The following is a 19,174-nucleotide window of genomic DNA, read 5'->3' as shown; positions in this document are numbered from 1 at the left end:
CAATGGGGAAAGAGCGCCGAAGCGCCCTTTCCTCTCAGTTACCAGTTGGCATCCAGAGTGAGCTTGGGCACCGCCAGCTCAGCACATTGGCTCGAAAGACGATAGAACACTGCTTCAGCGGCCGGGTAACCATAGGCAGCTACCTGGTTGGCGGCCTGGGCCTGATAGCGCACACCCCAGAGATCGAACCAGGGACGCATATCCAGTTGCAGCAACTTCGACAGGCTGAGCAGCATGAAGTCGTTGCCATCCAGGTTCGGGGCATCGATATAACTGCTCATGCCCAATGCATCCCTCATCTCGCCCCAGCGAGCAGCGTCGGCAATCGCATGGCTGAACAGACGCTCATGCAGATAGAGCAAGGTGAAAATCTGCCAGCCGTTGTCCAAACCTGCATGCTCTTCGGCCAATGCCGCCAGCTGCAGATAGAAATCCAGTCTGGGCCCGGCGTTGTCATAGGTGCCGGTCTGACTCCAGAGCTTGTCGTAGACAGAGGTCACAGGATCGCTGCTGCTTTGCGCCTGTTTCAGCCACTCGAAAGTGGTTTGAGGCGACTGGCGATCGCAGCTGGCGATCCGCTCACCACTATCTTTAAAGCGTTGCCAGCCCTTGTACAGAGGGAAAATATTATTGGAGACTTCACCGGAGCGGCCACCATAGATTTTCAGCCGGTTACGCTGCAGATTGTGACCTATCTCGTGACTCTCGCCCCAGCCGAAGGGGCTCAATACCCAGGCTTGATCATAGGGGTTACCCGAGCAGCCGCCACCGCAGTGTGCCGCCTCATCGACATTGATGTGCTGCACCTTGGGTTTGGCATGGATCTGTTCATTTTGGCAATCCCACCCCAGCAGGGCGCAGCGGGCGGCCACGCTGGGAGCCAGCGCCAGTCCTTCGCCACTGAAGCCGGCCAGATCATAGGTCCCCTTGATCATATAGCGCCAAACATCATTCAGGGCCTGCTCCACATCGCCGCGGTAAGGCTCGGCATAAATGAACTGTTTCATCATATGCTTGCGGGAGTTAATTTCGACAAAGTCGGTGCGCAGCCCGGCCCAGCTCAGCGGGCTGGTTTCAAGCGCCGTAAAATAGCCACTCGCTTGGTGGAAATCCTTGAGGTAGGGATAGGCCAGTACATTTTGTGCTTCAACACTCACCACGCCCTCACCGGCCGGCAGTTGCAGCATCAAAGTCCCACCATAAGGGCTGCTCAGGGTCAGAGGTTGCCCGGGTTTCAGGGTCAACTCGACCGAGCGCAAAAATTTGGGGCGCTGGTATCCCTGGTTATTGAATTCCCGGGTTGAGCCGGTTCTCTGGGTATTGATAAAGGCCTTGACCGTCAGCGGCAGTGTGTCTTTACGCTCGAGACGCACACTCTGGCCGGGCAACAAGTAAAAACCGCTGCCGCGATAACCACTCTCTTTGCCCAGTGCCATTTCCAGGCTGACGTTCTCAAGAGTCAGCGTTTGCGGCAAAGGATCGCTGAAATTGCCCAAATCCGGCTGCGCTGGATTATTCCCCCTCAAATACAGCGCCAAATGGTCGGCCAGGTAGGCCGCCAGAAAACGCCCTTGCGGCGTGGTGTCCTTATCCATGGGATATGCTATGTCGGCACGGTAAAGATCGCCAAGCAACACAAAGAGTTTCAGCAGCCTGCGCCCCTCGTTGCCGAACAACACCTGACCACGACTATCCAGTTGATTGAGTGAGTTTTTAAGCGCTCTGGCACCGGCAAGGAACTCAGACTCAAAGCCGTTGACCTTGTCACAGCTCACTTTACCCACATAGGTTTCACAGCCGGACCAGTCAAAGTTGAAGTCATCATCAATAAGGTGCTGTGTCAGGCGCTGCTCACCGCCAAGCAGCGGGAAAGCGGCCGCCATGGCCGTGGCCGAGGACCAATCGGCAGCGGCGTTGGCCCAAAAGTTACCGCCATAGGGCAAACTGACCCCCATGGTTCCGGCAATGGCGTCGGCCACAGCATTGGTCGCTTCATACCAGTTGTGCTGATAATAGAGTGCCTTGCCCGATGCCAGCGCCCGGGAATAGACGCCGGCTATCTGCCCGGCATCGGTATCGGCCGCGCGCCAGCCACTGATTAACAACTGGGCATCGGTGATACAGGCTTCCAAAGTAGCAACCTGATTACAACTCTTGATGGTCCAATTGGGAAACCGCCCTTGCAACCAACTGCGACTGGCACTCTCCTGGCCACCAAGAAAGCTCAAGGACACGGTCAATGGTTGCTGCAGTTCTGCCGCTTGCGCTCTGTTCAGCAACCAAGCCAGCAGATTGTCATTGGCTGGCTCCATGGCGGTGAGTTCACCGGCATGGAAACGGGCAAACAGATGGGTACCAAAGGCCGCAAAGCGCCCGGTATGCTGCTCGCCGGCGACGGCCAATACCTGACCCGTGTTGGCACGCAGCAGAGGTATGGCCATTTCCGGCTCGATGATATTGAACAATTGAGTTCGGTTGCCTGGTGCATAGGCCAGCGCCGTATCGGCAAATACCCTTTGCCGCAGGGCTTGCTCATTCGAGCGCAGCTGCGTTATCTGCGCAGCAATCGCCTCAAGCAGAGTATCCGGGTCCAGCCCCCTTGCATCACCGCTTGCCAGCGCCCGCTCCAGAGGGCTTTGACCGTCCACGCCAAAAACTGCCAACTTGAGGCTGACGCTGCCACCACGGCCATCACTAACCTGCAATAGCCCTTGATCGCTGCCCTTGGCATCTTTATCTGCTTTGTAGCTCAGCATATCACCATCGAGACTGAACTGCCCCAGCTTGCCCTGCTCGGCAATGATGGCCTGCAAGGGATCGCCATCGGGATCTGACACATAACCTTGCCAGTTGACCGCAATACTCTGCAGCGAGCTGTCATAAGCCAGCTGAATATCGTCACCCTTAGGCGCTTGGTTGACGCCGGCAGGCGGCTGCAGATTATCGTCGCTTGACCCGGCACCACTTTCATCATCACCACCGCCGCAAGCGCCAAGCAGTAAACTACCCAGTAATATCGAGTGCAGCAACAGGGGCTTTTTTCTTGCCATCACAGATGTTTCCCATTTGTTATTTTGGGTTAATTCTAAAGTCTGATATGGAAAGATAAAACCTTTATAATCAAGTTTTTAAATAATACACAATACGTAAATTTTATGACTCCAAGGCAGTTTTTTGACACTCGTTCAAGCACTGCTGCGCCAGCAAAGGATTAACCATAATTAATTCAGCATTCCGCCCAAGTTATGCTGCAATAGGCCCAAGTTAAACCCACTTTGAGGCCCTTGGTTCACCACTATGGAACTTTTGCTCGACCCACACATATGGATCGGACTCTTTACTCTTATCATCCTCGAGATAGTTCTCGGCATAGACAACCTGGTATTTATTGCCATTCTGGTCAAAAAACTCCCTCAACATCAAAGAGACAAAGCCCGGGTCATAGGCCTGTCGCTGGCCCTGTTGATGCGCCTTGGCCTGTTGGCCGTGGTGTCCTGGCTGGTCACCCTCAACCAACCTCTGTTCAGCCTTGCCAATTTCAGTTTTTCCGGACGGGATCTGATCCTGATATCCGGTGGTCTGTTCCTGCTGTTCAAGGCCACCAGTGAACTGCATGAACGGCTGGAGTCCAAAGAGCCGGAAATTGGCCAGAAAGTCGCCTACGCAAGTTTTGGCATAGTTGTTACCCAAATACTGGTGCTGGATGCGGTATTCTCCATCGACTCCATTATTACCGCGGTCGGCATGGTGGATGAACTCTGGGTGATGATGACAGCAGTAGTGGTGGCCATGACAGTGATGTTACTGGCCTCCAAACCGCTGACCCGCTTTGTCAACGCGCACCCAACCGTGGTGGTGCTCTGTCTCAGTTTCCTGCTGATGATAGGTTTCAGCCTGGTAGCCGAAGGCTTTGGTTTCCATATTCCCAAAGGTTATCTATATGCCGCCATAGGTTTCTCCATCATGATCGAGTTCTTCAACCAGTTGGGGCAACGCAGGTTCGAACAACGTGAGGCCCGTAAACCCTTGAGGGACAGGACGGCCAACGCCATCTTCAAGCTGATGGGCGGCAAGAAACAGTTTGAGGAAATTGAAGAAGATGAAGAGGTGCCCGAAACTGAGCGCGCCTTGAGCAAGTGCTTTGCCGAAGATGAACGCAACATGGTCGGCGAGGTGCTGACTCTGGCCGAGCGCAGCATCAAGAGCATTATGACGCCGCGGGCCGAAATAAGCTGGATTAACCTCAGCCACAGCCCCGAGCAGATAAAACAGCAATTGCATGGCGACAGTTTCAGCCAGTATCCCCTGTGTGACGGCGACATAGACAAGGTCGTGGCACTGGTCAGTGCCAAGGAGTTGCTGGCAGCCATAGAACAACAACAGCCGCTGCAGAGTCTGCGCCCCGGCCACAAGCCGGTAATAGTGCCGAAAAGCATTAGCGTATTCCGTTTGTTGGAAGAGCTGAAACGCGCCAAGGCCGACATGGCACTGGTGACAGACGAATTCGGTGCCCTATTGGGACTGGTCACCGGCCACGACATTCTCGAAGCCATAGTCGGCGAACTGCCCCAGGAAGACGAGGTCGAAGAGATCCGCATCAATGGCGATGGTTGGTGCGCTCGCGGCAGCATAAATCTGCATCAGTTGGAGAAGCTACTGGGCTGCGACGAACTCGAGAGCCATAATCACGAGTACGTCACCCTGGCGGGCATGCTGCTGGCACGCTTTGGCCGGATCCCGGAAGCAGGTAGCGTACTGACTCTGATGCCCTGGCGCTTTGAGGTAACGGCGATGAATCAGCATCAGATAGCCGAAGTCAAAATAAGCCGTCTTGATCAGCAAACTGACAACAGCCCAGCCAGCGACGGCCCCTATCAAACGCTGGCAGAAAACTGATCAACAAGCGCCGATAGCAGCCAGCATTGCTTGGCTATCGGCGCAGCTTTTGCTTTACCCGGATTTCATTTCAACCATCATCCTACTGAAGTTTCAGCTTCTTTCTCTTGATTAACGTCTTTCTTTACTCACTTCTTTTTCGAAGCACTTTCAAGGCAACTCACAATGAACTCCTCACCTTGGATTTCAACCAGGGTTAGCTTCAGGCTCGGCCATGATGTAGCTTTTTTGACCACTCCACCTCTATCAGACAATTCCCAAATCCGGGTAGTTAGTAGCGAATAATTAGACAAACCCCGGCAGCGAACGCGATAATCTCTCCAAAATATGACTTTTATCAGACATTTTCGGTTCAAAGAGCACTAAGAGTATGAAGAAACGCTTCTGCCCCCCCTTGATCGCAATCTTTATGGTTCTGGCGAGCCCGACCTTGTTGGCGGCCAATGCAGAGCAATTCTCCCGCTTGCTTAAAGGGGCCGAAAGCCAACTCTATTCCCTGCCGCAACGGGCACAGGCGCAGCTGTACGAGATGGAAGGCGATCAGCTCAAGGACCTGCCCAAGCCCTTAGTGACCCGTTTTTATCTGACCAAGGCGACAGTGTCTCTGCTGCTGCATGAGGTCCCCGCCGCCGAGCAAGCCGCCAAAGAGGGCCTTAAGCTGGCGGATGCCGGAACCAGCGAACATACCCTGCTGGAGCTGAGACTGGTACAGGTAATGCTGCAAACCGGCAAGGTCAAACAGGCCATCAGCGAACTGCAAAAAATAATAGATCGCAACCAGAACTCTGCCGATAAGGCGGTTCAGGCCGAAGCCCTGCTACTGAAGAGCAAAGCATTTGAGCAGCAAGGTAAACTGGATGCATCCTACGCCAGCCTGATGCTGTCATTGGACGCTGCCGATCAGAGCCAGGACAAGGAGTTGCTTGAACGGATCTCCTTTGGTATGGGCCACCTCCTGGTGCGCCTCAACGGCTTTGAGCGCTCTGAAAAACTGCTCAAGAAGGCGTTTAATTTCTTCAAGGACAGAAGGATGTCCTACAACCAGATGCTGGTGCAATTGGATCTGGCGCAGTTGGCTGAACGTCAAGGCAAGGCTGAAGTCGCCGTTGACAGATATCAAGCGGCGCTGGAGCTGGCCAGAGTGCTGGGTTACGGCCTGTATCGCTTTCGCATCAATGTGGAATTGGCGCTGAAGTACCGGGAGCTGGAAGATGTGTCATCCATGTCCAGGCACCTGCAACTGGCCGACAACCTGCAGTATCGCGAGACTTCAACCCTCTACACCAGTCGCTTTCAACTGCTCAAGGCCCAGGACTTGCTCAATAAGCATCAGTATGCCGAGATGGCTGTCTATGTCGACCCTCTGCTTATCGGCTTTGCCAAGGAAAAAACCTTGTTGCGCTCTCAGATAGAGCTGTTAAAGGTCAGCGCCGAAGGCTTTGCCGGGTTAGGCAATTTCAAGCGCGCCTACGAGGTGCTGGAGCAGTATCAGCAGCGCTTCGCCGCATACAGCTCCAAAGAGTTGGTCAGTAACCTGGATCGCCAACAGTTGCTGTTTAACTTAGAGCGCCTCGAGTTTGAGAACCAGGATCTCAACTGGAACAACGTACTGCAAAAGCTGGAGCTGGAAACCAACCGCACTACCCTGAATCAGCTCAATATCATCAGCAGCATAATCCTGTTGCTGCTGTTGCTGGCCACCGCTGTTATTCTCTGGCTCAATCGCTCACGCTTGAAGTGGGGCCTGCTGGCCAAGACTGACAGCCTCACTGGCCTCTATAACCGTCGCTATCTGGCTGGCTGGTTGCTGTACCATCAAGCCACAGAGGAGCAAAACCTGGAAGCGCAGCCCAAGTGGCGCATGTGGCTTGACCGGCTGAAAGAAGTGTTACTGCCGACCAAGGCCCAGAGCAGCCATGGCCCGTTGGCACTGATTACTCTCGACATTGACCATTTTAAAAAGGTCAATGACACCCATGGTCACAATAACGGCGACAGAGTGTTGACCGAACTGGCCAAGGTCATGAAAACCTCGCTGCGGGAAGATGATCTGCTGGCTCGGGTTGGCGGTGAAGAGTTTATGTTATTGCTGCCCAATACCGGCTTGAATGACGCTGTGGCTGTCGCCGAAACCCTGAGGCAGAGTGTGGCCGAACACATATTCACCCTGGAAAGTGGTGAGCCGCTTAGGCTCACCGTCAGTCAGGGGGTAGCTTTGGACGCCGACGGCAGCCAGAGCTTCAGCCAACTCACTGATACTGCGGATAAACTCCTGTATCAGGCTAAGCAGCTGGGGCGTAACCGGGTCGAAAGCAGGCTGGCGCCGGGCTCAGAAGCCGCCGCAGTTTGAATTCAGGCGTTTGTCTGTGAGCCGCTATTCCAGCTGCCATCGCGGCGCGCCTGATACTCGCTGACCATAGCCTCGACAGCCGCCTCATCGAAGGGGCGCAAGCCGCTGAGTACCAAGGTCTTGCGCCCGGTCCCCACCTGCTTGTCATCGCTGATAAGCGCGAAATCCAGCGTCACATCACCGCGCTTGCCATCGACTTTGAGACTGCTGTTAACCAGTTCCAGTTTAACCTGCTCAAACTCCAGGGTGTCCAGCTCAAAGCCCATACTTTCATAGATAACCAATGGCCGCGCCGGATTGATGGTTACCTGATGCTCACGCATCAAAGGCACCAAAACATGGATAAAGTTGAGGCCGGAAAAAGCCACATAACTACGGATAAAGGACTCCAACTGCCGTTCGCAGTGGCGCATTTCACCATCGCGATGGACATTCAGGTAGCGTTTGCCGCGCTCATCTTCTATCGCCAGCTCGGCCCCCTGGTCACTGGGAAAATGCAGACATACGCCGTCTCCTACCATGCCTTCAAACTTGAACTGCATCCGGCGGCTGAGGCCATAATCGTTCAACACCAGGGCAAAAAGGAGATCGCCGGGAACACAAAAACGTTTGGCATCCTCATCATGGATGGGATTGAAATCCCCTGCTACACCCTTGGCAAAATCACTGGCCTGTTTGCGGCCTATGGTTATTTGGTTATTTTCTCTTTTAAAATAATCAACTAGAAACATCTTGTTTGAACACTCACAAAGCCAAGGCTAACCGGAATAAAAAGGCCGATCAGTTTAACCGCCTTTTGACAAATAACTCACCCGATCTGTTGGCCCAGGTCTCCGGCCAAGGTTGAAAGTTCAAAAATTCAGCAATCGCACTTCAGCGGGTTTATCCGGGAATGGCGTCAGGCTCTCCCCTTGCGACTAAAACATAGTCTTAATACTTTAATAAAAAGATCAAAAACTTACATTGTAAGCATCCGTTTTCAGACAAAACATTAACAATAACAAGTAAGTTTACAGATACTGACATTTGTTAATTTTTATCACATTAATAAATGCAAATCGTTTGCATTTATTAAATCAATTGCTAGAATTCGCCCGATTTCAACAACAGTAACATCACAACGGGAAGCAAGATGATCAAGAAAACTCTCATTGCCAGTGCGCTACTGACAGCCCTGTGCGGCCCGCAGGCATTCGCCTCGGACGAGACTCAGGAGCTGCGCAAAATCATCGAACAGCAGCAAAAGGTCCTCAAGGATCTGGAGCGCCGTCTGGCAGAAACCGAAAAGCGTCAGCAACAAACTGCCGAGCGGGTTGAACAGACCGCCGAGGTGGTAGATGCCACGCCGCAAAAAACCGCCACCACTATCGGCGGCTATGGTGAGCTGCACTACAACAACATAGACAACAAGCTGGGCGAGGATAAGAAAGAGTTCGACTTCCACCGTTTCGTGCTCTTCTTCGGCCATGAGTTTACCGAAAACACCCGTTTCTTCTCCGAGCTGGAAGTGGAACACTCCATCTCAGGCGATGGCCAAAATGGCGAAGTCGAGCTGGAGCAGGCCTACATAGAGCACGACTTCAACCAAGCCCTGACTGCCAAGGCGGGTCTGTTCCTGATGCCGGTTGGCATCATCAATGAAACCCACGAGCCACCGGCATTTTATGGTGTCGAGCGCAACCCGGTTGAGAAAGACATACTCCCGGCTACCTGGTGGGAAGCGGGTCTGGCAATGAATATCCAGGCGGCTCCCGGACTGGCCTTCGATGCGGCCGTGACCTCGGGCCTGAATGTACCTACCACAGGAAAAAATGCCTATAAGCCAAGAAGCGGTCGCCAAAAGGTTTCCGAGGCCAAGGCTGACGATCTGGCCTATACCGGCCGGGTGAAATACACAGCCGTTCCCGGTCTGGAGCTGGCCGCCACGGTGCAGTACCAATCGGATCTGACTCAAGGCGAAGCCACTGTAGACACAGCCTCGGCTCTGATGTGGTCGGCGCACGCCATCTACCACATAGAAAACTTCAGCATCAGAGCCCTCTATGCCGAGTGGGACATAGATGGATTTGAAGCCGAAGCCCTGGGCCGCGACAAACAAAATGGCTGGTATATAGAGCCGTCCTACCGCTTTAACGAGCAGTTCGGCATCTTCGCCCGCTACAACGAATGGGACAACAATGCCGGTGACAATCAAGACACCAAAGAAACTCAAACCAATGTGGGTATCAACTACTGGTTGCACGAGAATGTGGTGTTCAAGGCCGACTACGAAAAACGTGGCGGAAAGTCTGACTCAGATGGTTTCAATCTGGGTGTAGGTTATCAGTTCTGATGATCTTTGGGTGCCCTCTGGGGCGCCCTCATTGAGGCACTTATGAAGACCCTTATTGCACTACTCTCACTGTTTTTGCTGCCACTCACTCAAACCCAGGCGGCGCAAAGCGTTTATCAAAGCCCGGCGGACTTTGTCACCCAGGCCTTGGGAGACCAAAGTAAAAGTCAAGCAAAAGCCAAAGTCTTTTGGTTCAACGCCGAGCAACGCCAGGTCATAGAAGAGATACTGGCCCACGATTTTCGGCCGCTGCGTACCCGCTATTGGCAGCAGGGAGACGACACAGTCTGGATCCTGGAGGAAATTGGCAAAGAAGCGCCAATCACGGTTGGCATTCAGGTGCGCCATGGGCAGATTTATCGCACCAAGGTGCTTATCTACCGCGAGAGCCGCGGCGATGAGGTCAGGCACGACTTCTTTACCGACCAATTTAAATCGGCGACACTCACAAAAGATAAACAGCTGGACAAACATATAGATGGTATTACCGGAGCGACACTTTCCGTCAGAGCCCTGACCAAACTGGCCCGCATCGCCCTCTATCTTGACCGGCAACTCAGCCTGCAACACGGTCTGCAACAACACAGCGAGCCCAGATGACACGTAAACATCCGGACTTTCGAGTCCGTCTCTTGCGCACCCTGCGCCCCTGGCACAGACGTATTGGCATCATCAGCAGTGTGCTTGTGTTGCTGCTGACACTGACCGGCCTGGCCTTGAATCACAGCCGTGAGCTGAGTCTATCCCAAGGCGTGCACTGGCAATGGTTGCAAGACTATTACGGCATTGGCGCCCCGGAAGATGTCAAAGTATGGCAAGCCCAGCCGCTGGTGGGCAGCAGTCAGGGGCAGGCCTGGATAGCCGGCACGCCGCTAGCCGAGCAAACAGATGAAATACTGGCCATGGCCCCCTTTGAAGACAAGTGGCTGCTGCTGACCCGAAACAGTTTGACGATTTTGAGCCAGGATTTTGCTGTGCTGGAAACCCAAACCGAGCTGACAGGTTTGCCGCCGCAGATAAACGCCATGGCGGTCGAGCCCGGCAGTGTCTGGCTGAAAACACCCCGGGGCCAGTATCGCAGCGACAGCGAACTGTTGGACTGGCAAGCGGCCACCAGCCTGGTCGCCCTCCCCTGGATAAAACCACTCGAAGGGGCAAAGATACAAACGCAGCAGTTGATCGGAGATATTCGCGCCAGTCGCCTGTCCTGGCACAGGGTTCTTCAGGATCTGCACAGCGGCCGAATCTTCGGCGCTGCCGGCAGTTATCTGATGGATCTGGCGGCGATCGCCTTATTATTGCTGGCCGTGACTGGACTGATTATATATTTAAAACAGAAGCGCTAAGATCAAGCCAGCGATGATGCCTGCCCGGGCTCGTGTGAGCTCCCGGCCAGACTATCGGGCGCGAGCAACTGCAGACTGGCAAACTCACGGTACAGCGGGCTGGTTTGCATCAACTCGCTGTGGCTGCCACTGGCCAATAATCGCCCCCGCTCCAGCACCAGAATACGGTCGGCATTGAGCACTGTCGCCAACCTGTGGGCTATGATGAGCGTGGTTCGTCCCGCCATCAACTCATCCAAAGCCTGCTTGACCTTGACTTCACTGACCGCATCCAGGGCACTGGTGGCTTCATCGAGCAGCAGTAAAGGCCTGCGGGCCAAGATGGCGCGGGCAATGGCAATTCGCTGCTTTTGACCTCCGGAAAGGCGCACGCCACGCTCACCTAAATAGGTATCATACCCCTGGGCAAACTCACTGATAAATTCATGAGCTCTGGCGCCCTTACAGGCGGCAACCACCTCTTCCAGGCTGGCCTCCGGGCGGCCATAACGCACATTTTCCAGCACACTGGTGGCGAAGATCACCGACTCCTGGGGCACCAGGGCAAACTGTGCCCTCAGGCTCGCCAATGATACAGAAGCGATATCGACGCCGTCGAGCAGAATGCGGCCGAAACTCGGCTGATAGAAACGCTGCAGCAGCTGAAACAACGTACTCTTGCCGGCGCCGCTGGGCCCAACCAGAGCCACCCGTTCACCGGGTTGAATATGGATATTGAGATCCTCAAGCACTGCTGCGCCCTCATCATAGGCAAAACTCAGCTGCTCTATCCTGAGTTCTCCCTTGAGCGGACTGGGCAGCGCCAGCGGCTTGGCCGGCTCGGCAATATTTGCCTTGGACTCGGCCAGCTCCATCAAGCGTTCACTGGCACCGGCAGCCCGCTGAATATCCCCTATCACTTCGCTTATGGTGGCCACGGCGCCGGCCACCATCATGGCGTAAAACATGAATGCCGACAGCTCACCGGCGCTGACTACACCGGCCATTACGTCTCTGGCCCCCACCCAGGTCACAGCCACTATGGCACCGATAGTCAGCAACATGACAGAGGAGATCAACGCCGAGCGATAGCGGATGCGGCCACTGGCAGCACGCATCACCGCCGCCAGGTAGCCGTCAAAATTGTCGCGATCGCGAGCCTCGTGACCATAGGATTGTACCGTGTGGATCTCATGCAAGGTTTCATCCACATAGGCACCGAGATCGGCGACACTGTCCTGACTGGTGCGCGCAAGCTTGCGTACCCGCCGCCCGAGCAAACCTACAGGCACCAACACCAGCGGTACGGCCAGCAGCACCAAGGCCGTGAGCTTGATGCTGGTAAAAGCCATCATCACCAAGCCACCTATAGTGGTCACTGAAGATCGCAGTGCCATCGACAGGCTAGAACCGATAACTGTCTGCAACAGAGTGCTGTCGGCGGTAAAACGGGAGATGATTTCCCCGGTGCGCAAGCGGGCGAAAAACACCGGGCTTTGTTCCAGTAACCTGTGATACACCAAGCGGCGAATATCGTTGCTGACTTTCTCACCGAGCCAGGTCATCAGATAAAAGCGGCAGAACACGGCCACGGCACTGACCAGCGTAATCCCCAGAATAAACAACACAATTTCGTTGAGGCGGCCCGAGTTGTCGGCCATAAAGCCCTCATCCACTATCAAGCGAACCCCTTGCCCCAGGGCCAGCCAGGCCAGAGACCCCAGCAGCAGAAACAGCAGCGCCAGGGCGACCCGTAGACGATAAGGTTTAAGAAAGCTCAGGATCCAGGGCAGGATCCGAGCCGAAGCGATTTGAGGAGCAGACAAGCGAAAATCCAGACAGTGACTATTAATCAGGATTGTGGCGCCAAAGCGCCGATGAGTCCAGCTCAGGCAGGCACGGCCTTGGGCGTTCCATGGTGGCCATCACGCATCCAGTTGACATCCAACAACTCGGTACCACTGAGACTGAACGCCTGGCCAAAGCCTTTGACATAGAGACCGCGCTCGGGCACCAGCTTAAACAGGTTAAAATCGGTCAATGTCGCCAGGTTATCTATCATCTCACCGAAGCGTCCGGACAGCACCTGTACCCCTTTGGCAAAGCCCTGGCTGTCTCTTGCTATCAGTTCGGCGGCGGCATCAAAGGTCAGGCGGCGGCGGGCAAACACACTGCGCGCCTCGGCTTCGTCTTCCACCAGCATCACAGATACCCGCGGTGACTGTTTGAGGTTAATACCGTGACGCGCCAGATCGCTTACCAGAATATAGAAGCCATCATCGGCCAGCGCGAACGGCGCATAACTGGCGTTGGGGATCCCGTTGGCATCCTGGGTCGCCAACTGCAAGGTGGTACGCCCCTGTTTGAAATCTTCGATTTCCGGCAGCAGTTTTTCCTGCAGGCGTTGGTTTTCACTGGTCATATTTCCCCCTTTTTGGCAGCCACTTCACCACGGTGACGCCAGTCGGCAAACAGTGCCAACTGTGGCGGCAGCAGCTTGCGTTGTTGATCCCGGCCCAGATAGACCTTAAAAACGATGGCGCCATCAGGGCCAAAGAAGTTAATCGAATGGCTTTCAGTGCCCCGAAATGGACGACTGATCAAGGCGATGGCACTGAAATTCTCCAATTTCAGATGGCCATGCAGGCCATCTCCCTTGCTGTAGAGGTTAAAGTAGCCATGAGCCGTCTTTCCCTTGGGGAAATCACCTTTGAATTCAAATATCTGCCCGGCAACTGTGACTATGGTGGTCAATTTGCCCCACTCAGGCAGTGCCTGCAGCAGGGCTTCCAGCCATTCCGGCGGCAAGAATTGCTGCTGCTCGGCCGGTAATGCCTGCACCACCTCAAGCTCAGAAATCCCCAGATTGGCGGCGGCATCGGCTGGCAACCACTCGGGGTGTTCCAGCATGGCGGCAGCTATCTGCAGGCGGCCAGCGGCCGCCCTTGTTGTATCGCTTATCTGCATCTGTTGCTCCATCAGAAACGGTAACGGGCCGAGAGCTTGAAGTTGCGCCCTTGATCCATCAGGGTTTGCCAGGCTTGGATGTATTCTTCATCGCCAATGTTTTCAATGGCAAAGTCGACCCGCAGCCCTTCGAAGGTTCCCATGGCAGGCTCCCAGGCCAGATACACATCCCATAGTGTGTAGTCCTGGTAGCGGTTAACCGGGTTATCCTCGGGCACCCTGTCTTGACTGGCGTTATAGCTGACCCGGGTTCCCAGCTTCATATCGCCCGCCATGATCCCCTGCGACAAGTCGAGCACCAGCTTGTTGGCCGGAATATTGGCCAGATAGCCCCCATCATGTCTGTCTTTGCCTTCAGTCTGGCCGTAGCTGAGCGATAAGCGGGTCTGATTGATGCGATACTTTCCTGTCAGCTCGAAGCCGGTCAGTCTGGCCTTGTCGACGTTATCCCAGCGGGTGTTCTGCTCGAGCCCGGGGATGCCGTGCAGTGGATTGGTCACCCGCTGCTCGATAAAGTCGTCGACATCGTTTCTGAATACACTCAGGCTCAGCGCCAGTTCATCGTTGCCCGCCAGCTCGGCAAAGCGCATATCGGCCTTCAGTTCCTTGTTCTTGGCCTTTTCAGCCTTGAGGTTTTCATTGACCTCAAAGGTATTGCACAGGCCGTTGGGCAAGAAATTGGGGATGGGAGGAATACAGTAGTGAGTGCCACTGGAGTACATCTCCTCCACTGATGGCGCGCGGAAGGCTTCATCGTAACGGGCGCTGAGTGTCAGCCATGGCGCTGTCTTCCACACCAGTGCCAACGAGGGAGACAAGGCATCGTCATCACTGGAATGGCCCAGGTTATTGCTTTCGTTTTCAAAGCTGTCGTAACGCAGCGCCGGATCCAATGACCAGTTTTCCCCCAGAGCGATATTGGCGGCCACGAAAGCGCCCCACACCCGAGACTCACCATCTATGTTGCCGGGACGCTGACCGCTCTGGCCGCTGTCATCACGGAAGGTTTCTATCTGGTCGCGGTAGCCGTCCAGACCATAGGTTAATTTGAGCCCCTGCCATTGACTGCGATTGGCAATACTAAACCCCAGGGTTTCATATTCTGTGGTGTCGAACTGGCCCTTGGTCAGGCGATTCTCATCATAATCTGTCTTGTTCCAGTAGAACTTGGCATCCAGATCCAGCAGGGCGTTGCTGCTTGGTGCCAGGCTGTAGTCCAGGGTCAGGTTGGAATCTTTGCTGTCACGGCGCACCAGAGGCACACTGTTGCTGACATCTGTGGCCGGGTTGCTGGGCACGGCTTCGGAGATCTCGTTGATCCTGCCGGAAAGTTGCAGCCTTTGCGCTTCATCCAACTGCCAACCGAACTTGGCCAAGCCACTGCGACTGCGGCTGGCACTGTTTTCCAGGGTATTGTCATTACCTGCCTTGATGTTGTCGCCGTCGCTGTAGCTGCCGTTCAACAACCAGTCGATACTGCCCTTGGCGCCATAAATGGCACCACTGCTCTTGCTGCGCTGGCCATTGGTTTCATAGCCCTGCTTTAGATAACCACCAAAGCTCTGGCCTTCGTCGAGCATCTCCCTGGCCGACTTGGTGTTTTGTGATACCACACCGCCTATGGCGCCACTGCCCCAAAGGCTGGAAGCCGGGCCGCGTACCACCTCAACAGAACTGAGCAGCTCAGGGTCCATAAAGAAGGTACCTCTGTGGCCGGCGCTGGTGTTTTGCCTGGCGCCATCTATGGTCTGCAATACCCTCTGGCCACTGAGACCACGAATTTCCACCTGCTGGGCAGACGCCCTGGGGCCATTGGCGATATTGATGTTGGCTTCAGTCTTGAGCACTTCGGCCACCGAGTCGCCCTGCTTCTCGGCCAACTGCTCTTCGCCGACAACCGCAGCACTGCGGCTGGACTCAGAGACTTTCTCCTGAATGCGGGTAGCACTTACCAGCACCTCATCAAATTCTGCTGTTTTCACCTGCTCGGCAACAGCGGCCAGACTCAGGAAGGGGGTTCCCAATGCCAGAGTAATAGCCATAACCAGCGGCTTTCTATTCATCATCTTGATCCTCAAACAGATTATCAGGCTGTATCTCCAGCCTTTCTCATGGGAGTGGTGTTTCTGAAAAACAAGTTGAGACAGAGGGCCGCAGGCCCGGGATAACACCACTTAAGCTGGCACTCTAGCTTAGCTTTAGAAAAGGATCAAATAATAATTATTATCATTTGCGATCTTATTTCTACTAGTATATCTTAACCCAAAGGAAGGGTAAGTTCCGGGAGTGGTGCCGTCTGTAGCGGCAGAATAGCGGCGCTATCCAAACGGTAAAGGCTGGCCGGACAGTAAAGGCAGGAACCATGGAATGGTGGCGGCTCAGGGACAGAGCCGACCCAAGACAGAACAGCATTGAGCCTTACGGGTCCTTGCTTAGTTGAATTTGAACATTCACCCGCCGCAACAAGCGGTTGTAAACAGGAGTAACGGCGTGACCCCCAAGCGTTATTGTGGTTTTGCGCTCATGGCATTGTCACTTCAGAGTGCCGTATTGGCCTCTCAGACAGCCACCCCAGATCCTTTGGTAATGCCCACCAAGGGCGGTTTGCAGCTGAGTTTCAGCGCAGCCCCTGCTGCAGCGCCCCAAACTGCCTCTGTCCAGACTCAAAACCAGACTGCTACCGCCGAAAGCCACCCTGCGGCAAAAGCCCCATCCGCTAAGCATAAAGAAGCTGAACATAAAGCCCCTCAACATAAAGCCCCTCAACATCAAGAACCGCTGAAACAGAATGTGGCAAAACCTGAGCCGCCAAAGTCTGAGCAGCTCAAAACCAAGCCGGTCAAAGCGAGTCAGAAACAAACTTCAAAGATAAGCAAGCCACAACCGACTCAGGAAAAGCCGCGAGAAGAACCTGTGCCCCATGAGGAGAAGCCGGGCATTCCTTCGTCGCCGGTTCAAACAGCCGGCACCTCAGGACTGAATCACACCATAGAGCTGGCTGAGCCTGTATTTGCCAGCCCGCCAACGCCGCCGAGCTACCCCAGACTCGCCCGCAAGCGGGGCTTTGAGGGCACGGCTCTGGTGGACATCTTCTTTGATCATCAAGGCAAAACCCAAAACGCCCTGCTCGTCAGCAGCTCAGGCTATTCCATTCTGGATGAAGCGGCATTGGCCGCCGTACGCCACTGGCAGTTCAGCATTCCTTCCCAAGCCTCAGCCGCCCGTTTCAAAGTCAGGGTGCCGGTTCGCTTCGCCCTTAATTAACAGTTGGAGACACGATGGAATTAAGTTTGTACCAAAGCCTGCACCAGCAACTTGGCGATCTCACCTGGCCTTTGCTCATCTGCGCCTTTCTGACCCTGATGATACTACTGGAGCGCTTTGCCATCTTGTTGCCGAGCCTGTTCAGGCGCCAATCCTGGCTCAGCGAATTGCGCAGCGGCACACTGGATGAAAGTTGTGACAGCCTGCTTGAACGCCTGAAAGATAACCGGGGACTGATTTCCTGCGGTGCCCGCCATTTGCTGAGACAGGCCGCACAACCCAAGGCGCTGCGGGAAGAGTTGTTGTCACTTTGGCTGGCAAAGGAGAAACGCAAACTCCACGCCGGGCTCAAGTTGCTGCAATACATAGGTGCCATCAGCCCGCTTCTGGGTTTGCTCGGCACTGTGCTGGGGCTACTGGAGATGTTCAACGATATTGGCGCCAATCAGAGTGACAGTATCACTCCGGCCTTGTTGGCCTCGGGCTTGGGATTGGCCATGTACACCACAGCCGCCGGCTTGTTGATCGCCGTACCCGCGCTGTTGGGAGCACAGCTGTTCGGACTCTGGGCCGAGCGCTCAGTGGCCTCCTGCGCCCATGTACTGAATCAACTCAACCTTTGGCTGGAAGGAGTTCCACTGCAGGGCGAAGACAATGATTACGCTGCTTTTAACCTGACCAAACTCAGTCAAATCAATGGCAAGCGTCGCCATCCGGAGCCGCTGTCATGATTGAAATTAAGGAAGAGCATGGCCTGGATAGCGGCCTGGATCTAACCCCCTTGATAGACATCATCTTCATTGTGCTGGTGTTTTTGCTGCTCACAGCCAATCCCAAGTTATTGAGCCTGCCAATTGAAGTGCCGGATAACAGCGCCACGACTTTGAGCCCACAAGCACAGACTCAATTGACGGTAAGCGTGTTACCCCAGGCGCCGTTCTGGGCGCTCAACGAACAAAAATTTGCCCGGTTCGACGCGTTCGAGCAGGCACTGACTCAGGCGCTGGCCGACAATCCCGAACTGACTTTGGTGGTAGCCGCCGACAAGGAGGCAAGAGTCCAGCCGCTGATGCAACTGCTGAGTCTGCTGCAACGGCTGGAGATCAGCCAGACCAGGGTCCTGATGGAACCCTAAACAACTGATGAAACCTCAGACACAAGTCTGTGGCGATGAGTCCCTGAATTATTTTGGAGCTAGAATGAAAAACTCTCTTATCTTCCTCTGTGGCCTGCTCGCCATGCCGCTTTTTGCCGCTGAAGAGCCCCCCAAGCGAGTGATCAGTGCCGGTGCCGGTGTCACTGAATTGGTGCTGGCATTGGATGCCGCCCCACAACTGGTGGCTGTCGACGCCAGCAGCGCCCTGCCAAAGAAGCTGAAACTGCCAAGACTCGGCTACCACAGAATGCTGTCAGCCGAGGGCATATTGGCGCAAAAACCGGATCTCCTGATTGGCACCTCTGTGATGGGACCGGCCAGCAGCATAGATCTGGTAAAACAGGCCAGTGTGCCGGTTATCACCCTGAAGGCAGCCGATACCGCCGAGCAACTACAGCAAAATATCCTCACTCTGGGAAAGGCCCTGAATAAGGAAAAAGCCGCCACCGAACTGGCCGACACCCTGGGTGGCAGGTTACAGCAGCTGGCGCAATCTGCGGCCAAATTCGAACATCCGCCCAGAGTCATGTTTATGTTGCTGCAGTCAGAGCGTCCCGCCAGAGTCGGCGGCGCCGATACGGCCGCCGATATCATTATCCAGCTGGCCGGTGCCACCAACGCCGCCGACTTCAGCGGCTACCGTAGCCTGTCTCAGGAAGGCATTCTGGCGCTCAAGCCAGAGCTGATTTTACTCTCAAGCGCCAGCGAGCAACCCGAGCCTCAAGCCGATAAGCTACTGAAGAGCATGCCGCTACTGGCCCATACTCCGGCCGGAAAAGCCGGTTTGATCCGGGATCTTCAACCTCAGGCATTACTCGGGGGATTGGGTATCTCCGCCATTGAAGCGGCCGAGTCCCTGAATCAGGAACTGCTGGAGCAATAAT

At 54.8% G+C, this 19,174-nt stretch carries 15 protein-coding genes; 9 read left to right on the top strand and 6 right to left on the bottom strand.

The annotated features are described in order from the left end of the window. Window positions 1-38: 38 nt before the first annotated feature. Window positions 39-3,050 (bottom strand): ImpA family metalloprotease, encoded by a 3,012-nt coding sequence (locus ACMHXI_RS06585; protein ID WP_413734449.1) that lies wholly within the window; start codon window positions 3,048-3,050, stop codon window positions 39-41. A gap of 247 nt (window positions 3,051-3,297) precedes the next feature. Between ACMHXI_RS06585 and ACMHXI_RS06580 the strand changes: the two genes are divergently transcribed. Together ACMHXI_RS06580 and ACMHXI_RS06575 are read left to right on the top strand one after the other, a co-directional pair. Then, window positions 3,298-4,896: a TerC family protein gene (locus tag ACMHXI_RS06580; RefSeq protein WP_208123760.1), complete on the top strand. Its 1,599-nt coding sequence runs from the start codon at window positions 3,298-3,300 to the stop codon at window positions 4,894-4,896. 370 nt (window positions 4,897-5,266) lie between these two features. After that, window positions 5,267-7,246 (top strand): GGDEF domain-containing protein, encoded by a 1,980-nt coding sequence (locus tag ACMHXI_RS06575; RefSeq protein ID WP_107353069.1) that lies wholly within the window; start codon window positions 5,267-5,269, stop codon window positions 7,244-7,246. Between the two features lie 2 nt (window positions 7,247-7,248). Here ACMHXI_RS06575 and ACMHXI_RS06570 read toward each other — a convergent pair whose 3' ends face one another. Then, window positions 7,249-7,977 carry a DUF3581 domain-containing protein gene (locus tag ACMHXI_RS06570; RefSeq protein WP_123116914.1) on the bottom strand — a complete coding sequence of 243 codons (729 nt, stop codon included), beginning with the start codon at window positions 7,975-7,977 and terminating at the stop codon, window positions 7,249-7,251. A 401-nt stretch (window positions 7,978-8,378) separates the two neighbouring features. Between ACMHXI_RS06570 and ACMHXI_RS06565 the strand changes: the two genes are divergently transcribed. Genes ACMHXI_RS06565 through ACMHXI_RS06555 form a run of 3 tightly spaced genes read left to right on the top strand, consistent with a single transcriptional unit; the run spans window position 8,379 to window position 10,924 of the window. After that, window positions 8,379-9,578: a porin gene (locus ACMHXI_RS06565; protein WP_208150009.1), complete on the top strand. Its 1,200-nt coding sequence runs from the start codon at window positions 8,379-8,381 to the stop codon at window positions 9,576-9,578. Window positions 9,579-9,620: 42 nt separating this feature from the next. Continuing rightward, on the top strand, window positions 9,621-10,178 hold the full coding sequence (locus ACMHXI_RS06560; protein ID WP_261753014.1) for an FMN-binding protein: 558 nt from the start codon (window positions 9,621-9,623) through the stop codon (window positions 10,176-10,178). Further along, complete coding sequence (locus tag ACMHXI_RS06555) at window positions 10,175-10,924, top strand: PepSY-associated TM helix domain-containing protein (RefSeq protein ID WP_129979169.1); 750 nt, start codon at window positions 10,175-10,177, stop codon at window positions 10,922-10,924. Before ACMHXI_RS06560 ends, ACMHXI_RS06555 begins: the two co-directional genes overlap by 4 nt. Window positions 10,925-10,926: 2 nt before the next feature. On the opposite strand, the gene ACMHXI_RS06550 is transcribed toward ACMHXI_RS06555, so the two are convergent. The 4 genes from ACMHXI_RS06550 to ACMHXI_RS06535 form a co-directional block, all read right to left on the bottom strand. Next, on the bottom strand, window positions 10,927-12,729 hold the full coding sequence (locus ACMHXI_RS06550) for an ABC transporter transmembrane domain-containing protein (protein ID WP_413734438.1): 1,803 nt from the start codon (window positions 12,727-12,729) through the stop codon (window positions 10,927-10,929). Between the two features lie 62 nt (window positions 12,730-12,791). Then, window positions 12,792-13,325: a heme utilization protein HutZ gene (gene hutZ / locus ACMHXI_RS06545; RefSeq protein WP_096141003.1), complete on the bottom strand. Its 534-nt coding sequence runs from the start codon at window positions 13,323-13,325 to the stop codon at window positions 12,792-12,794. Continuing rightward, window positions 13,322-13,870, bottom strand: coding sequence for a heme utilization cystosolic carrier protein HutX (gene hutX, locus ACMHXI_RS06540; RefSeq protein WP_371873327.1), 549 nt, complete (start codon window positions 13,868-13,870; stop codon window positions 13,322-13,324). Before hutX ends, hutZ begins: the two co-directional genes overlap by 4 nt. 11 nt (window positions 13,871-13,881) lie before the next feature. Continuing rightward, the gene (locus ACMHXI_RS06535; RefSeq protein ID WP_025008890.1) at window positions 13,882-15,933 is read right to left on the bottom strand and encodes a TonB-dependent hemoglobin/transferrin/lactoferrin family receptor; all 2,052 of its coding nucleotides are present in this window, start codon (window positions 15,931-15,933) and stop codon (window positions 13,882-13,884) included. Between the two features lie 427 nt (window positions 15,934-16,360). Between ACMHXI_RS06535 and ACMHXI_RS06530 the strand changes: the two genes are divergently transcribed. The 4 genes from ACMHXI_RS06530 (at window position 16,361) to ACMHXI_RS06515 (ending at window position 19,173) form a co-directional block, all read left to right on the top strand. Further along, the gene (locus ACMHXI_RS06530) at window positions 16,361-17,134 is read left to right on the top strand and encodes an energy transducer TonB (protein WP_208181952.1); all 774 of its coding nucleotides are present in this window, start codon (window positions 16,361-16,363) and stop codon (window positions 17,132-17,134) included. A 14-nt stretch (window positions 17,135-17,148) separates the two neighbouring features. Further along, window positions 17,149-17,865, top strand: a complete 717-nt coding sequence (locus ACMHXI_RS06525) for a MotA/TolQ/ExbB proton channel family protein (RefSeq protein WP_109248359.1) — start codon at window positions 17,149-17,151, stop codon at window positions 17,863-17,865. Beyond that, window positions 17,862-18,269 carry an ExbD/TolR family protein gene (locus ACMHXI_RS06520; protein WP_025008886.1) on the top strand — a complete coding sequence of 136 codons (408 nt, stop codon included), beginning with the start codon at window positions 17,862-17,864 and terminating at the stop codon, window positions 18,267-18,269. Before ACMHXI_RS06525 ends, ACMHXI_RS06520 begins: the two co-directional genes overlap by 4 nt. A 64-nt stretch (window positions 18,270-18,333) precedes the next feature. After that, entirely contained in the window at window positions 18,334-19,173 is an 840-nt protein-coding gene (locus ACMHXI_RS06515; RefSeq protein ID WP_413734434.1) for a heme/hemin ABC transporter substrate-binding protein, read from the top strand. The last annotated feature ends 1 nt before the right edge of the window (window position 19,174 follow it).

Source organism: Shewanella sp. BJSY2023SW005, from assembly GCF_047314585.1.
In the GTDB taxonomy this organism is placed as follows: domain Bacteria; phylum Pseudomonadota; class Gammaproteobacteria; order Enterobacterales; family Shewanellaceae; genus Shewanella; species Shewanella algae.
This window is presented reverse-complemented; position numbering and strand designations above follow the sequence as displayed.

Coding starts and splice junctions, on each gene's coding strand:
- ACMHXI_RS06585 (WP_413734449.1), bottom strand. CDS start 3,050: ATGGCAAGAAAAAAGCCCCTGTTGCTGCACTCGATATTACTGGGTAGT.
- ACMHXI_RS06580 (WP_208123760.1), top strand. CDS start 3,298: ATGGAACTTTTGCTCGACCCACACATATGGATCGGACTCTTTACTCTT.
- ACMHXI_RS06575 (WP_107353069.1), top strand. CDS start 5,267: ATGAAGAAACGCTTCTGCCCCCCCTTGATCGCAATCTTTATGGTTCTG.
- ACMHXI_RS06570 (WP_123116914.1), bottom strand. CDS start 7,977: ATGTTTCTAGTTGATTATTTTAAAAGAGAAAATAACCAAATAACCATA.
- ACMHXI_RS06565 (WP_208150009.1), top strand. CDS start 8,379: ATGATCAAGAAAACTCTCATTGCCAGTGCGCTACTGACAGCCCTGTGC.
- ACMHXI_RS06560 (WP_261753014.1), top strand. CDS start 9,621: ATGAAGACCCTTATTGCACTACTCTCACTGTTTTTGCTGCCACTCACT.
- ACMHXI_RS06555 (WP_129979169.1), top strand. CDS start 10,175: ATGACACGTAAACATCCGGACTTTCGAGTCCGTCTCTTGCGCACCCTG.
- hutZ (WP_096141003.1), bottom strand. CDS start 13,325: ATGACCAGTGAAAACCAACGCCTGCAGGAAAAACTGCTGCCGGAAATC.
- hutX (WP_371873327.1), bottom strand. CDS start 13,870: ATGCAGATAAGCGATACAACAAGGGCGGCCGCTGGCCGCCTGCAGATA.
- ACMHXI_RS06535 (WP_025008890.1), bottom strand. CDS start 15,933: ATGAATAGAAAGCCGCTGGTTATGGCTATTACTCTGGCATTGGGAACC.
- ACMHXI_RS06525 (WP_109248359.1), top strand. CDS start 17,149: ATGGAATTAAGTTTGTACCAAAGCCTGCACCAGCAACTTGGCGATCTC.
- ACMHXI_RS06520 (WP_025008886.1), top strand. CDS start 17,862: ATGATTGAAATTAAGGAAGAGCATGGCCTGGATAGCGGCCTGGATCTA.
- ACMHXI_RS06515 (WP_413734434.1), top strand. CDS start 18,334: ATGAAAAACTCTCTTATCTTCCTCTGTGGCCTGCTCGCCATGCCGCTT.